Annotated in this window: 13 protein-coding genes; 6 read left to right on the top strand and 7 right to left on the bottom strand. The window is 69.2% G+C overall.

Annotation, left to right across the window (positions count from 1 at the left end; translation table 11 throughout):
* Positions 1–63: 63 nt before the first annotated feature.
* The 5 genes from AB7E83_RS11920 to AB7E83_RS11900 all read right to left on the bottom strand — a co-directional run bounded on the left by AB7E83_RS11920 (position 64) and on the right by AB7E83_RS11900 (position 5613).
* Entirely contained in the window at positions 64–1578 is a 1515-nt protein-coding gene (locus AB7E83_RS11920) for a tripartite tricarboxylate transporter permease (protein WP_428569537.1), read from the bottom strand.
* A 13-nt stretch (positions 1579–1591) separates the two neighbouring features.
* On the bottom strand, positions 1592–2080 hold the full coding sequence (locus AB7E83_RS11915) for a tripartite tricarboxylate transporter TctB family protein (protein WP_428569534.1): 489 nt from the start codon (positions 2078–2080) through the stop codon (positions 1592–1594).
* Positions 2081–2189: 109 nt separating this feature from the next.
* The gene (locus AB7E83_RS11910; protein WP_428569532.1) at positions 2190–4031 is read right to left on the bottom strand and encodes a GspE/PulE family protein; all 1842 of its coding nucleotides are present in this window, start codon (positions 4029–4031) and stop codon (positions 2190–2192) included.
* A complete protein-coding gene (locus AB7E83_RS11905; protein WP_428569529.1) occupies positions 4028–4786 on the bottom strand; it encodes a spermidine synthase in 759 nt (252 codons plus the stop codon). Before AB7E83_RS11905 ends, AB7E83_RS11910 begins: the two co-directional genes overlap by 4 nt.
* Positions 4783–5613, bottom strand: coding sequence for a TatD family hydrolase (locus AB7E83_RS11900; protein ID WP_428569526.1), 831 nt, complete (start codon positions 5611–5613; stop codon positions 4783–4785). The genes AB7E83_RS11905 and AB7E83_RS11900 overlap by 4 nt, the downstream gene beginning before the upstream one ends.
* 84 nt (positions 5614–5697) lie before the next feature.
* Here AB7E83_RS11900 and AB7E83_RS11895 point away from each other — a divergent pair, with 84 nt between their 5' ends.
* The 4 genes from AB7E83_RS11895 to AB7E83_RS11880 all read left to right on the top strand — a co-directional run bounded on the left by AB7E83_RS11895 (position 5698) and on the right by AB7E83_RS11880 (position 9904).
* A complete protein-coding gene (locus AB7E83_RS11895) occupies positions 5698–6717 on the top strand; it encodes a S1C family serine protease (protein WP_428569524.1) in 1020 nt (339 codons plus the stop codon).
* Positions 6718–6782: 65 nt separating this feature from the next.
* On the top strand, positions 6783–7790 hold the full coding sequence (locus AB7E83_RS11890) for an AAA family ATPase (protein ID WP_428569522.1): 1008 nt from the start codon (positions 6783–6785) through the stop codon (positions 7788–7790).
* Positions 7791–7932: 142 nt separating this feature from the next.
* A complete protein-coding gene (locus tag AB7E83_RS11885; RefSeq protein WP_428569519.1) occupies positions 7933–8835 on the top strand; it encodes a DUF58 domain-containing protein in 903 nt (300 codons plus the stop codon).
* A 28-nt stretch (positions 8836–8863) separates the two neighbouring features.
* Positions 8864–9904: a VWA domain-containing protein gene (locus tag AB7E83_RS11880; RefSeq protein ID WP_428569517.1), complete on the top strand. Its 1041-nt coding sequence runs from the start codon at positions 8864–8866 to the stop codon at positions 9902–9904.
* Positions 9905–9907: 3 nt separating this feature from the next.
* Here the strand turns inward: AB7E83_RS11880 and lolD are convergent, their stop codons facing one another.
* Together lolD and AB7E83_RS11870 are read right to left on the bottom strand one after the other, a co-directional pair.
* A complete protein-coding gene (lolD, locus tag AB7E83_RS11875; RefSeq protein WP_428569514.1) occupies positions 9908–10585 on the bottom strand; it encodes a lipoprotein-releasing ABC transporter ATP-binding protein LolD in 678 nt (225 codons plus the stop codon).
* Entirely contained in the window at positions 10578–11831 is a 1254-nt protein-coding gene (locus AB7E83_RS11870) for a lipoprotein-releasing ABC transporter permease subunit (RefSeq protein WP_428569512.1), read from the bottom strand. Before AB7E83_RS11870 ends, lolD begins: the two co-directional genes overlap by 8 nt.
* A gap of 102 nt (positions 11832–11933) precedes the next feature.
* Between AB7E83_RS11870 and AB7E83_RS11865 the strand changes: the two genes are divergently transcribed.
* Both AB7E83_RS11865 and recJ read left to right on the top strand, forming a co-directional pair.
* Positions 11934–12911: a phosphoglycerate mutase gene (locus tag AB7E83_RS11865; RefSeq protein WP_428569510.1), complete on the top strand. Its 978-nt coding sequence runs from the start codon at positions 11934–11936 to the stop codon at positions 12909–12911.
* Positions 12908–14617 (top strand): single-stranded-DNA-specific exonuclease RecJ, encoded by a 1710-nt coding sequence (gene recJ / locus AB7E83_RS11860; RefSeq protein ID WP_428569508.1) that lies wholly within the window; start codon positions 12908–12910, stop codon positions 14615–14617. Before AB7E83_RS11865 ends, recJ begins: the two co-directional genes overlap by 4 nt.
* The last annotated feature ends 44 nt before the right edge of the window (positions 14618–14661 follow it).

Genomic DNA, 14661 nt, shown 5'->3' with positions numbered 1-14661 from the left:
GCGATCCGCCCATGAAAAAGCCCCGCATCGCGGGGCTTTTTCGTGAAGGGCGACGCAGGAGCGTCAATCCTCTTCCTGGAAAGCCTGCTCCCGCTTCGCCTTGATCGATGGCAGGGCCACGATGATGACGAGCAGGGCAGCCGCTGCCAGCAGGCCCGCCGACAGCGGACGCGTGACCAGCACGCTCCAGTCGCCGCGCGACAACAGCAGCGCACGCCGCAGGTTCTCTTCCATCATCGGCCCGAGGATGAAGCCGAGCAGCAGCGGCGCCGGTTCGCACCCAAGCTTGATGAAGATGTAGCCGACGACGCCGAAGATCGCGACCATCCAGATGTCCCACGTGTTGTTGTTCGTGGAGTACACGCCGATGGCGCAGAACAGCACGATGGCGGGGAACAGCCAGCGGTAGGGGACGGACAGCAGCTTGATCCACATGCCGATCAGCGGCAGGTTCAGGATGATCAGCATGGCGTTGCCGATCCACATCGAGGCGATCAGGCCCCAGAACAGCTGCGGGTTGCTGGTCATCACCTGCGGGCCCGGCTGGATGTTGTGGATGGTCATCGCGCCGACCATCAGCGCCATCACGGCATTGGGCGGAATGCCCAGCGTGAGCAGCGGGATGAACGAGGTCTGCGAGCCGGCGTTGTTCGCCGCTTCCGGCGCCGCGACGCCGCGGATGTTGCCCTTGCCGAACGGGACTTCGCCAGGATGGAGCTTCGTCTTCTTCTCGATCGTGTAGGCCGCGAAAGCCGACAGCAGCGCGCCGCCGCCGGGCAGGATGCCCAGGCTGGAGCCGAGCGCCGTGCCGCGCAGGATCGCGGGCGCCATGCGCTTGAAGTCCGCCTTGGTCGGGAAGAGGCCCGTCACGCCGGCCGTGAAAACCTTCCTCTCCTCCGCGCCCTTGCCGAGGTTCGAGATGATTTCGCCGTAGCCGAACACACCCATGGCGATCACGATGAAGCCGATGCCGTCGGTGAGTTCCGGGATGTCGAACGAGAAACGCGCGACGCCCGAGTTCACGTCGGTGCCGATCAGGCCGAGCAGCAGGCCCAGCAGGATCATGGCGATGGCCTTGACGAGCGAGCTGGAGGCCAGCACCACCGCGCCGATGAGGCCCAGCACCATCAGGGAGAAGTATTCGGCGGGGCCGAACTTGAACGCGACTTCGGTCAGGGGCGCGGCGAACGCGGCCAGGATCAGGGTGGCGACGCAGCCGGCGAAGAACGAGCCGATGCCGGCCGCGGCCAGCGCGGGGCCCGCTCGTCCCTGACGCGCCATCTGGTAGCCGTCGATGATGGTCACCACCGAGGACGATTCACCGGGCAGGTTCACCAGGATGGCGGTCGTGGAGCCGCCGTAGGCCGCGCCGTAGTAGATGCCGGCCAGCATGATGAGCGCCGACACGGGCGGCAGCGCGTAGGTGGCGGGCAGCAGCATCGCGATGGTCGCGACGGGGCCGATGCCCGGGAGCACGCCGATGGCGGTGCCGAGCACGCAGCCGATGAAGCAGTAGAGCAGGTTGATCGGCGTGAACGCGACGCCGAAGCCCAGGGCCAGGTTGCTGAAGAGTTCCATGATCGTTTTTCCTTCAGCGGGTCAGGAAGCTAGGCCACACCGGGAACTGCAGCTTGAGCAGGACGATGAAGGCGACGTAGCTCATGATGGCGAGCACGATGGAGAGGATGAACTGCTCCTTGTTGTTGTGCTCTTCGCCCGCGTTGCTGGCGATGAAGACGAGGGCGAAGATGCCGACGATCAGGCCGAGCGACGGAATCCCGATCTTGGGAATGCCGCCGAGGCAGATGCCGAACACGACGTTCGACGCGATGATGAAGAACAGCGGCTTCCAGGCCCACTTGCCGATCGGCTCGCCATCCTCGGTCTCGACGACCAGCGCTTCGAACACGATGAACGCACCTACCAGCGCCAGGATGACGCCCAGCATGAGCGGGAAATAACCGGGACCCATTCGGGCGCCCTCGCCCACGTTGTAGTTCGTTGCGCCCCAGGCGAACGCGACTCCGACGGCCAGGAACATCAGGCCCGCCCAGAAGTCCTTCTGACTCTTGATCTTCACAAGTTGTCTCCTCGAAACAAAATTCGACGGGCGGATTGTGTGCTGGAACCTGACTAAACATGTTGTGGGTTCCACCTACCGCCGGGTTGTTCGAACGTAGACCTTGGGATTACTCCAGGGGCGGGGTCGACGTGAGGACTTCGGCCAGCGTGGTGTGTCCTTCGGCCACGCGCAGAGCGCCGGCAAGGCGCAACGGCCGCATTCCGTCGGCCACGGCCTGCCGGCGCAATGCGGCGAGGCTGGGCTCGCGGCCCATGAGTTCCCTGACTTGCTCGCCGACCGTCATCAGCTCATAGAGTCCCATGCGGCCGAGGAAGCCCGTCATGCGGCAGTCGACGCAGCCGACCGGCCGGTAGGGACGCCAGCCGTTGATCTTCCAGGGCTTCACCACTTCGTCGAGTTCCGCGCGCTTCGCCTCCGCATCGGGGTCGGGCTCGCGGCACTGTTTGCACAGGGTCCGCACGAGCCGCTGGGCGAGCACGCCGAGCACCGTGGCGCTCAGCAGGTAGGGCGGCACGCCCAGCTCCATCAGACGCGTGATCGCCGAGGGCGCGTCGTTGGTGTGCAGGGTCGAGAACACGAGGTGCCCGGTGAGCGCGGCCTGCACCGCCATCTCCGCGGTCTCGAGGTCCCGGATTTCGCCGACCATGATGATGTCCGGGTCCTGCCGCATCAGCGCGCGCAGCCCTTCGGCGAAGTTGAAATCGAGCTGCGACTGCACCTGCGTCTGGTTGAACGCGGGCTCGATCATCTCGATCGGGTCTTCGACCGTGCTCACGTTCACTTCTTCCGTCGCGATGCGCTTGAGCGTCGAATAGAGCGTGGTGGTCTTGCCCGAGCCCGTGGGGCCGGTCACCAGGATGATGCCGTAGGGCCGCTTTACCAGTTGCTCCCAGCGCTGCGCGTCGTGCGGCTGGAAGCCGAGCGCGTCGAGGTCCTTGACCGCCGTGTCGGGGTCGAAGATGCGCATGACCATCTTCTCGCCGAAGGCCGTGGGCAGCGTCGACAGCCGCATCTCGACCTCGTCGCCGCGCGTGTTGCGCGTCTTGATGCGGCCGTCCTGCGGGCGGCGCTTCTCGACCACGTCCATGCGTCCCAGCAGCTTGACGCGCGCGATCATCGCGTTGAGCACGCCCATGGGCATCTGGTAGACGGGGTGGAGCACGCCATCGATGCGGAAGCGGATCACGCCCTGCTCGCGCCGCGGCTCCAGGTGGATGTCGCTCGCGCGCTGGTCGAAGGCGTAGGTCCAGAGCCAGTCGACGACCTGCACCACGCCCTGGTCGTTGGCGTCGAGCTGCTTGTTGGTCCGCCCGAGCTCCACGAGCTGCTCGAAGCTCGCCGCCCCCCCGTTGCCGCCGGCCTTCTGCGCGGCGCGCACCGACTTCGCCAGCGCGAAGAATTCAGCCGTGTACCGGTGGATGTCCTGCGGATTCGCCAGGACGCGGCGCACGCTGCGCTTGGCCTGCCGCTCGACTTCGTCGACCCAGTCGGTGACGAAGGGCTCGGCCGTCGCCACCACGACCTCGTTGCCGGTGACCTGCACCGGCAGCACCTTGTGCCGCTCCGCATAGGCGGCGCTCATGGAATCCGCGACCTTGGCGACGTCGACCTTCAGCGGGTCGATCCGCAGGTATTCGAGCTGGTTGCGCTCGGCCACGTACTGCGTGAGCGCCTCGATGTCGAGCGGCTTGCCGTCTCGCGCGCGCTGCATGGCGACGGCCGCGAGGCGCACGAGCGGATGCAAGGTGCTTTCGGCCTGCGAGCAGCGCGTGGTGGTGCGGCGCGCCTCCTCGTTGCTGATGACGCCGTCCTCACTCAGCCACTGCACGATGTCGCGCCAGTGCAGCGGCCCGCGCGGCGCGGTGCGGGCGAGCGACCGCGAGGCGGCCGAGGAGGCCGAAGCCGAAGCCGAAGCCGAGGCGGAGTTGGAGCGGGACGCGGGGCTCATTGCGGCGATAGCTTATCCGCGACCGGCTTCAGCACCCGCAACCATTTTTTCGCGGGCAGCCCCCAGAGCCCCTGCACGGCGTCCGCCGACGTCAGGAGCTCCGCGCGCGGCACCTCGCGCGCCTCGCGCAAGGCGACGACGACGGTGTTGCCCTCCCGGGTCGGCCGGAAGGCCCAGAGGGCCGATTCGCCGAAGGCCGCGGCGATGTGCGCCAGGCTGCGTTCGTAGCTCGACGAGCGGCCGAACAGATTGACGGTCATCGCGCCGTCGGCGGTGAGGAGCTCTCGGCAGTCGCGGTAGAAATCGGCGCTGTCGAGCACGGGCGCCGCGGCCTCATGGTCGTACAGGTCGACCTGCAGCGCATCGACCTGGCCGCGCCAGTGCTCGTGCGCCACGACTTCGGCGGCATCGCCGATCACCACCGAGAGCTTCGCATCGTCGGCGGGCAGCTTGAACCAGATCCGGCAGGCCGCCACCACCTGCGGATTGAGCTCGATGGCGGTCGTCTTCATCTTCAGCTTGCGCCGGCAGAACTTGGTGAGGGCGCCGGCGCCGAGGCCCAGCTGCATCGCATGGCGCGTCGCCACCGACCGGGGCGGCACGAAGAGCAGCCAGGCCATCATCCGCTGCACGTATTCGAGATCGATCTCGAACGGCGCATCGAGGCGCATGGAGCCCTGCACCCACTCGCTGCCCAGGTGAAGGTAGCGGATGTCGCCATGGTCGGAGAAGTTGACTTCGGGGAGGTCGGTCATGTCGGTGCGGCGGAGAGTGCCGCCAGTTTCGGCAGCGCGGCGTGCGCGTTGCGCGTGGTCGCTTCGGCGAGTTCGGCCGCATCGATCCCGCGCAGGCCGGCGAGGACCGCGCCGATGCGCGGCAGCTCCCCCGGTTCGTTGCGGGCCTGCGGCCGGCCGTCCGCGCGCTCCTGCGCCGTCCGGTAGAGCCAGTGCGGCTGGATGTCGGGCGAATCGGTTTCCACGACCAGCGCGGAGAGGGGAAGCGCGGTCGCCAGCCGGCGGATCTGCAGCGCCCGGTCGAAGGTCACCGTGCCGCCGAAGCCGAGCCTGAAGCCGAGCCGCACGAACTCGTCCGCCTGCTGGGCACTGCCGTTGAACGCATGGGCGATGCCCTCGCAGGGCAAGTCGCGAAGGTGCTTGAGCAGCCGGTCGGCCGAGCGGCGCACATGCAGCAGCACGGGCAGGCCATGCCGCCGGGCGAGCTCCAGCTGGCGGCGATAGAAGGTTTCCTGACGTTCGGGATCGAGTCCGGGGACGAAATAGTCGAGCCCGATCTCGCCGACGGCCACCAGGCGCGGATCGCCGCGATGCCGCGCCAGCGCCTCGTCGAGCCGGTCGAGGTCGCCGTCGGCCGCGCGTCCCGTACACAGCGGATGGATGCCGAGGGCGTAGGCGTCGCCGTGCCGATGAGCCAGCGCGCGGACGGCCTCGAAATTGCCGACCTCCACCGCCGGCAGCACGCACAAACCCACGCCCGCGTCCGCCGCCCGAGCCCGGACCGCACCGGCATCGTGCGCGAATTCGGGCGCATCCAGATGGCAATGCGTGTCGATCCAGAAGGGCATGCTCCGATGATGCCGCAACGCGTGCATCGGTCCGCAAAGCGTGATACCGTGTGTCATAGCTTTGGCAGTTTTCAAGGTGAACGGATGCGCAGGCCCGCCCTCTACAGCTCCAGTCGCCCGGCAGGGGGCGCACGGGCGCCCGTGACCGGTCACGACCTCCCCCTCCCCCTCGTTGCGCCCCCCGAACCCGTTGCGGCAACGGCCGCGGCCCGGCCGCGCGGCTGGCGTCGCTTCGTTCCCGGCCAGATGGCGATGATGTGGTCCACCATCTTCGTGCTCGCGCTGGCGCTCGCCGCGATGTTCGCGCTCAACGGCCCGCAGCGCCGCCTGACGCAGGACGACATCAACGCCGCCGTACTCAAGACGATGGAGACGCAGGTCATGCCGTCGGAATACGCGCGGGCCTACGACAACATCCGCCCCTCCGTCGTGCGCGTGGTCAGCTACGTGAAGAAGAGCCGGCTGAAGGACGAAGAGGCCAAGCAGGTCGCGAAGACGCCGTCGGCGAAGAACCCCAAGGCCACCAAGCCGATCGCCACCGAGTCCGCCGCGGCGGACGACGAGGTCGAGGCCGGCGTCGGCACCGGCGTCGTCATCATCGACAAGGGCGTGATCCTCACCAACCTGCACGTCGTGTCCGGCGCCGACCGCATCGAGGTCATCTTCCACGACGGCCTGAAGTCCGCCGCCAGCATCCGCGGCGTGCAGGCCGAGAACGACCTCGCCGTGCTGCAGGCCGCCAAGATCCCGGACGACATGATCGCGGCCACCATGCGTTCGACCAACGACCTCGCGCCCGGCGACAAGGTGCTGGCCGTCGGCTTCCCCTTCGGCATCGGCCCCTCGGCCTCCGGCGGCGTGGTCTCCGGCCTCGGCCGCGTGTTCAAGTCGCCCGAGGGCAAGCAGGAAATGAAGAACCTGATCCAGTTCGACGCGGCGGCGAACCCCGGCAACTCCGGCGGCCCGCTCGTGACGATGGACGGCGAGGTGGTGGGCATCGTGACCGCCATCCTGAACCCGACGTCCGCGCGCACCTTCCTCGGCATCGGCTTCGCGGTACCCATCGAGAACGCCGCCACCGCGGCCGGCCTGCCGCCGTTCTGACGGCGCATCCGCAGGCGGCCGCTCCGGTTTCGTCCCATCCCTTTCCTTCCCACTCCACGGACTTCATGGAACTCACCAGCCGCTCCGACAGCGCCACCGCGCAACTGATGGAACAGATCCTCTACGAGGTCAAACGGGTCGTGGTCGGCCAGGACCGCTTCCTCGAACGGGTCATGGTCGCCATGCTCGCGCAGGGGCACCTGCTGGTCGAAGGCGTGCCGGGCCTCGCGAAGACGCTCACGGTGAAAACGCTCGCCAACACCATGCGCGGGCAGTTCAAGCGCATCCAGTTCACGCCCGACCTGGTGCCGGCCGACCTGGTGGGCACGCGCATCTACAACCAGCGCACCGGCGAATTCGCCACCTCGCTCGGCCCGGTGTTCGCCAACCTGCTGCTCGCCGACGAAATCAACCGCGCGCCGGCCAAGGTGCAGAGCGCGCTGCTGGAGGTGATGCAGGAGCGGCAGGTCACGATCGCGGGCGAGACGCACAAGGTTCCGAGCCCCTTCCTCGTGATGGCCACGCAGAACCCGATCGAGACCGAGGGCACCTACCCGCTGCCCGAGGCGCAGGTCGACCGCTTCATGATGAAGGTGCTGGTCGACTACCCGACGGACGAAGAAGAATTCGTGATCGTGCAGCGCGTCACCGGCGCGGCCGTGGCGGTGACGTCGGTGGCGACCACCGAGCAACTCGCCGCGCTGCAGCAGGAATGCCGGCAGGTCTACGTCGACCCCGCGCTCGTGCAGTACGCGGTGAAGCTGGTGTCCGCCACGCGCTGGCCGGATCGCCATGGGCTGAAGGACCTCGGCAAGTTCATCACCTTCGGCGCCAGCCCGCGCGCGACGATCAACCTGGTCGAAGGCGCGCGCGCCCTGGCCATGCTGCGTGGCCGGGGCTACGCGCTGCCGGAGGACATGACCGACCTCGTGAACGACGTGCTTCGCCACCGAGTGGTGCTGTCGTACGAGGCGCTATCGGAAGGATTGTCGAGCGACGCGATCATCGCGAAGATCATGGCGAAGATCCCGGCGCCGGCCAAACCCCTCGAGCATGAAAAGCTGGTGGCTTAAAAAGTCGGCGCCCCCCCGCGGCGCCGAAGGCGCTTCCCCCCAAGGGGGGCGCAGCGAGCGGCACGGCAAAGCCGGTTCCGCCGCTGCCCCGGACACGGCGGGCGCCGACGCGCCGCCTGCGGGCTCTCCCAGTGCGGAGGCCGTGCTTCGGCGCCTGGAGTGGAAGGTCGTCAAGCGACTCGACGGCCTGCTGCAGGGCGACTACCGCACGCTGCTGCGCGGCACCGGGCTCGACCTCGCCGACCTGCGCGAATACCAGCACCAGGACGACGTGCGCCACATCGACTGGAACGTCACCGCGCGCACCGACGTGCCGCACGTGCGCGTGTTCACCGAAGACCGCGAGATGTCGGCCTGGTTCCTGCTCGACCTGAGTCCCTCGGTGGACTTCGGCTCGGGCGAGACGCGCAAGCGCACCGTGTCGGCCGAATTCGTGGCCGTGCTCTCGCGCCTGCTCACGCGGCATGGCAACCGGGTCGGCGGCATGCTCTACGGCTCGGGCGTCGACGCCGTCATTCCCGCGCGCAGCGGCCGCCGCCACGTGCTGCACCTGCTGCACAGCATCCAGGAGCGCCCGCCGCATGCCGAAGGCGGCATCACGCGGCTGCACGAGCTGCTGTCATCCGCGGCGAGCATGATCTGCCGCCGCTCCACGATCTTCGTCGTGTCCGATTTCATCAGCGAGCCGGGCTGGGAAAAGCCGCTGTCGCAACTCGCGCAGACCCACGAAGTGGTGGCCGTGCGCGTGCTCGACCCGCTGGAGCTCGATCTGCCCGACCTCGGCCTGCTCACCATGCGCGACGCCGAGACCGGCGAACAGATCCTGGTGGACACGCACGACAGCGGCTTTCGCAAGCGCTTCGCGCGGATCGCCGCGCAGCGCGAGGCGGAGCTGCGCGAGGCGCTCACGCGCTCGGGCGTCGACACGCTCGAGCTCGCCACCGATGGCGACCTGGTCGACGCCATCGTCCGTTTCGTCGACATGCGCAAGTTGCGCATTCGCCTCGCGACCGGTGCGGTCCCCGCGCACCTGAAACGCGCATGACAATGGCAACCGATAAGGGGTGGCAATCATGAATTTCCTCTGGGCCCAAAACCTCTGGTTCCTCCTGGCCTTGCCGCTGCTCGTGTTCGCCTACCTGTGGCTGCTGCGCCGCAAGCGAAAGATGGCGGTGCGCTATGCGTCGCTGTCCATCGTCAAGGAAGCGATGGGCACGGGGCAGCAGCTCAGGCGGCACATCCCGCCGGTCCTGTTCCTGCTCGCGATGGCGGCGATGCTGCTGGCCGCGGCGCGGCCCGTTGCGGTGGTCACGCTGCCCTCGAACCAGCAGACGATCATCCTCGCCATGGACGTGTCGGGCAGCATGCGCGCGACCGACGTGCAGCCCAACCGGCTCGTGGCCGCGCAGAACGCGGCCAAGGCCTTCATCACCGAACTGCCGCGCCATGTGAAGGTGGGCATCGTCGCCTTCGCCGGGTCCGCGCAGGTGGCGCAGCTGCCCACGGTGAACCGCGAGGACCTCGTCACCGCCATCGACCGCTTCCAGCTGCAGCGCGCCACGGCCACCGGCAATGCCATCGTGATCTCGCTCGCCACGCTCTTCCCCGACGACGGCATCGACCTGCAGTCCATGCCCGGCGGGCGCGACCGGCAGCGCGGCTTCGCCATCGATACCGAGAGGAAGGAGCAGAAGAAGCGCGAGCCGGTCGCCGCCGGCTCCTACAACTCGGCCGCGATCATCATGCTCACGGACGGCCAGCGCACCACGGGCGTCGATCCGATCGAAGCCGCCAAGATGGCCGCCGACCGCGGCGTGCGCGTCTACACGGTGGGCATCGGCACCGTCGACGGCGAGACCATCGGCTTCGAAGGCTGGTCCATGCGCGTGCGCCTCGACGAGGAAACGCTCAAGCAGATCGCCAACAAGACGAGCGCGGAGTACTACTACGCCGGGACGGCGCAGGACCTGAAGAAGGTCTACGAGGCGCTCAGCTCCAAGCTGACCGTCGAGAAGAAGGAGACCGAGGTGTCGGCCCTGTTCGCGATGCTCGCGGCGGCGCTGACGCTGCTTTCCGCCGGCCTGTCGCTGCTCTGGTTCAATCGTATTCTGTAAGGGTCAAACCCCCAGCCGACCCGACGTGATGCGAAGCGCGCGGTCGCAGCGCTTCGCCAGACTCTCGTCATGGGTCACCATCACGAAGGCCGTGCCCCGGTCGCGGGCGAGCGCGAGCATGAGGTCGAACACCGCGTCGGCCGTCGAGCGGTCGAGGTTGCCGGTGGGTTCGTCGGCCAGCACGCAGGCCGGATGCGCGACCAGCGCCCGCGCGATGGCGACGCGCTGGCGCTCGCCGCCCGAGAGTTCGGCCGGCCGGTGCTTCACGCGCGCCGCCAGGCCGACCGCGCCGAGCATGTCCGCCGCCGCCGAATTCACCCGCTCCATCGGCTCGCGCCGGATGCGCAGCGGCATGCCCACGTTGTCGAGCGCGCTGAACTCCGGCAGCAGGTGATGGAACTGGTAGATGAAGCCCAGGTGCCGGTTGCGCAGCTGACCCTGCTGCGCGGGCGTGAGCGTGGACAGGTCCTGCCCCATCAGCCGCACGCTGCCCGCGCTGGGCGCATCGAGGCCGCCCAGCAGGTGCAGCAGCGTGCTCTTGCCCGAGCCCGACGCGCCGACGATCGCGAGCGTCTCGCCCGCGCGCACGGTGAGGTCGACCCCGCGCAGCACCTCGACGTCGAGCTCGCCGTCGTGGAAGCGCTTGGCGAGGCCCCGGCCCTCGATCACCACGTCACTCATAGCGCAGCGCCTCCGCCGGGTTGACGCGGCTCGCGCGCCAGCTCGGATAGATCGTCGCGAGGAACGCGAGCACGAGCGAGATGACGGCGATGGGCACGATGTCGCTCGCCTGCGGCTCGCTGGGCATGCGGCTGATGAGGTAGATGTCCTTCGGCAGGAAGCTCGCGTTGAGCGCGTGCTCCAGCGCGGGCACGAGGGTGGAGATGTTCGCGGCGACGCCGAGGCCGAGCAGCAGGCCCGCGAGCGTGCCGATCACGCCGACCGCCGCGCCCTGCACGACGAAGATGCCCATGATGCTGGCCGGGCTCGCGCCGAGCGTGCGCAGGATCGCGATGTCGGCGCGCTTGTCGGTCACGGTCATCACGAGCGTGCTCACCAGGTTGAACGCCGCGACGGCGACGATCAGGGTGAGGATGATGAACATCATCCGCTTCTCGAGCTGCACCGCGGCGAACCAGGTGCGGTTCTGCCGCGTCCAGTCGCGGATGAGGAAGGGGCCGGTGAGCTGCGTCTGGAGTTCGGCCGCCACCGCGCGCGCCTGGTGCAGGTCCTTCAGCTTCAGGCGCACGCCGGTCGGGCCTTCGAGGCGGAAGATGCGCGCCGCATCCTCCCAGTGCAGGAGCACGAGGCCGCTGTCGTATTCGAAATGGCCGGAGTCGAAAGTGCCGGTCACGGTCAGCTGCTTCAGCCTCGGGACCACGCCCGCGGGCGTGACCTGGCCGCCGGGGGCGATGAGCGTCACCGGGTCGCCCTCGCGCACGCCGAGGTTGCGCGCGAGTTCGGCGCCGAGCACGACGTTGAACGCGCCGGGCGCCAGCTTCGCCAGCGTCTCGCGGGAGGCGGCCGCGAGGTCCGTGACCTGCGGCTCCAGCGCGGGGTCGATGCCGCGCACGAGCGCGCCGCGCATGTCCTCGCCGCGCGCCATGAGCGACTGCGCCGCCACGAAAGGCGCCGCGCCGACCACCGCCGGGTGCTTGCGCACTTCGGCAAGGGTGCGGTTCGCATCCGGCAGGACGCCGCCGCCGGGACCGTAGATCTCGATATGCGACACCACGCTCAGCATGCGGTCGCGCACTTCCTTCTGGAAGCCGTTCATCACCGACAGCACGATGATGAGCGCCGCCACCCCGAGCGAAATGCCGAGCATGGACACGCCCGAGATGAACGAAATAAAACCGTTGCGCCGCGCGGCGCGGCCGGCGCGCGTGTAGCGCCAGCCGAGGACGAGCTCGTAAGGCAGCTTCAATGCGCGCTCCACGCGAGGGGGGCGCGGTGGGGCCGGGGCGGTCTGGACGGTCTGGACGGGCTCATGTGGCTCGGCATTGTGGCATCCCCGACAATACGCCGCGTGTCGGACGGCTTCCACTCGATCATTCCTTTCGCCGCGGGCGGCGCATCCTTCGCCCCCGCTCATGCGGAGCTGCGGCTGCCGCACTTGCAGAAGCTGCTGGCGCGCCTGACAACCACCGCGCCCGGCGACGGCGACGAGGGGGGTGCCGACGCGCTGTCGATGCCGCACGAGCGGGCGCTGGCCCGCCTGCATGGCTTGGCTCCGGCCGATGGCTCCATTCCCTGGGCCGCATGGCACGCCGCGCGCGAGACCGGGCAGATGGACGGGCGGGCCCACGCCTGGATCACGCCTTGCCACTGGGCCGTGGGCCGCGATCACGTCGCGATGCGCGATCCGGCCGAACTCGACCTCGCCGAGGCCGAATCGCGCGAACTGCTCGGCGTCATGCAGCCCTGGTTCGCGCAGGATCGAATCACGCTCGCCTGGCACGCCCCGACCGCCTGGCTGGCGAGCGGCGAGATCTTCCGGGGCCTCGCCACCGCATCGCTCGACCGCGTGATCGGCCGCAACGTCGACGACTGGTTGCAGCGCGATGCGCAAACGCGGCCGCTGCGCCGCCTGCAGCAGGAAATGCAGATGCTGCTCTACACGCATCCGATCACGGAGGCTCGGCTGGCGCGCGGGCTGCTGCCGGTGAATTCGTTCTGGATCGCGGGCGCGGGCGCGCTCGATTCGCCGGCTCCCCTGGAGCCGGCAACGTCCGTGCAGCTCGACGACCGCCTGCGCGCGCCGGCACTGGCGCAGGACGCCGCGGCCTGGACCGCCGCCTGGCAAACGCTGGACGCCGACACCTGCGCGCACCTGAACGCCGCGGCCGACGCGGGACGCCCCGTCTCGCTCACCCTGTGCGGCGAGCGCAACGCACGCACGTGGTCCACGCCATCCGGCGCGTGGGGGCGCGTCGCTCAACGCGTCGCTTTCCTTTCCCGCATCTTCGCCCGCTCCTCGATTGCGGCGACACTCGAGACCTTGTGAAAATCATTCCCCGCGACGTTCCTCCGCGCGCCGCCTGGGCGCTCGAGCAGGCCGGCATCCATCCCCTCCTCGCCCGCCTCTATGCCGCTCGCGGCATCCACGGCAAGGACGAGCTCGACGACGGCCTCGCGCGCCTGCACGCTCCCGCCACCCTGAAGGGCACGGCCGAGGCCGCGGCGCTGCTGGCCGACGCCATCGCGCGCGATGCGCGCATCTGCATCGTCGCCGACTACGACTGCGACGGCGCCACCGCCTGCGCGGTGGCGGTGCGCGGGCTGCGCCTGCTCGGCGCGCGCGACGTCACCTACCTCGTGCCCGACCGCGTCGCGGACGGCTACGGCCTCACGCCGCCCATCGCGAAGCGCGTGAAGGCGCTCGGCGCCGATGTGCTCGTCACCGTGGACAACGGGATCGCGAGCGTCGAAGGCGTCGCCGCCGCGCGCGCGCTGGGCCTGGAGGTGCTCGTCACCGACCATCACCTGCCCGGTGCGGAATTGCCCGGCGATGCGGTGATCGTGAACCCCAACCAGCCCGGCTGCGACTTCGAGAGCAAGTCGCTGGCGGGCGTCGGCGTGATGTTCTACGTGCTGCTCGCCTTGCGCGCCGAACTGCGCGCGCGCGGCGTCTTCACCGGCGAGTCGCAGCCCAGGCTCGACGGGCTGCTGCCGCTCGTGGCGCTGGGCACCGTCGCCGACGTCGTGAAGCTCGACACCAACAACCGCCGGCTCGTCGCGCAAGGGCTCAAGCGCATTCGCGCGGGCGGATCGCCCTGCGGACTTTCGAGCCTCTTCGCCGCCGCCGGCCGGCGCGCGCAACACGCGAACACCTTCGACTTCGGCTTCGCGCTCGGCCCGCGCATCAACGCCGCGGGCCGGCTCGCCGACATGACCATCGGCATCGAATGCCTGCTGACCGACGATGCCGCGCGCGCGGACGAGCTGGCCCGCACGCTCGAAGGCATCAACCGCGAGCGGCGCGAGATCGAAAGCGGCATGCGCGAGCAGGCCATGGAAGTCGCCGAGATGCTGTTCGAGGAAGGCGACACGCCGCCTGCCGCCATCTGCGTCTTCGACCCCGATTTCCACGAGGGCGTGGTCGGCATCGTCGCCTCGCGCATCAAGGACAAGCTGCACCGGCCCTGCTTCGTCTTCGCGGCGAGCCAGGCGCCGGGGCGCGAGCATGAGCTCAAAGGCTCGGGCCGCTCCATCGCCGGCTTCCACCTGCGCGACGCGCTCGACCTCGTCGCGAAGCGGCACCCCGGCGTGCTGCTGCGCTTCGGCGGCCATGCAATGGCGGCGGGCTGCACCATCGCCGAGGAACACTTCGACGTGTTCGAGCAGGCGCTGAACGAGGTGGCGCAGGAGTGGCTGGACGCGGCCACGCTGCAGCGCCGGCTGCAGACGGACGGCCCGCTCGCGCCCGAGTACCGGCGCGCGGACGTCGTGGACACGCTGCACGATGCGGTATGGGGTCAGGGCTTCGCGCCGCCGCTGTTCAGCGAAGAGGTCGAGGTCGTGTCGCAGCGCCTGGTGGGCGAGAAGCACCTTGCGGTGAAGCTGCGGCACCAGGGCCAGCCTGTGGACGGCATCTGGTTCGGGCGCACGGAGCTTCTGCCGTCGCGGGTCAAGATCGCGTTCCGGCTCGATGCGGACGAGTGGCAGGGCGTGCGGCGCGTTCGCTTTTTGCTCGAGGGCGCGGAGGCGTAGCCCCGATCGGTCCCGTCCCTCGGCGCGAACTCACGCCGTGCCGA

The organism is Ramlibacter sp. (genome assembly GCF_050250995.1).
Taxonomy (GTDB): Bacteria; Pseudomonadota; Gammaproteobacteria; order Burkholderiales; family Burkholderiaceae_C; genus Ramlibacter.
This window is presented reverse-complemented; position numbering and strand designations above follow the sequence as displayed.

Coding starts and splice junctions, on each gene's coding strand:
- AB7E83_RS11880 (WP_428569517.1), top strand. CDS start 8,864: ATGAATTTCCTCTGGGCCCAAAACCTCTGGTTCCTCCTGGCCTTGCCG.
- AB7E83_RS11905 (WP_428569529.1), bottom strand. CDS start 4,786: ATGACCGACCTCCCCGAAGTCAACTTCTCCGACCATGGCGACATCCGC.
- AB7E83_RS11920 (WP_428569537.1), bottom strand. CDS start 1,578: ATGGAACTCTTCAGCAACCTGGCCCTGGGCTTCGGCGTCGCGTTCACG.
- AB7E83_RS11910 (WP_428569532.1), bottom strand. CDS start 4,031: ATGAGCCCCGCGTCCCGCTCCAACTCCGCCTCGGCTTCGGCTTCGGCT.
- lolD (WP_428569514.1), bottom strand. CDS start 10,585: ATGAGTGACGTGGTGATCGAGGGCCGGGGCCTCGCCAAGCGCTTCCAC.
- AB7E83_RS11890 (WP_428569522.1), top strand. CDS start 6,783: ATGGAACTCACCAGCCGCTCCGACAGCGCCACCGCGCAACTGATGGAA.
- AB7E83_RS11900 (WP_428569526.1), bottom strand. CDS start 5,613: ATGCCCTTCTGGATCGACACGCATTGCCATCTGGATGCGCCCGAATTC.
- AB7E83_RS11895 (WP_428569524.1), top strand. CDS start 5,698: ATGCGCAGGCCCGCCCTCTACAGCTCCAGTCGCCCGGCAGGGGGCGCA.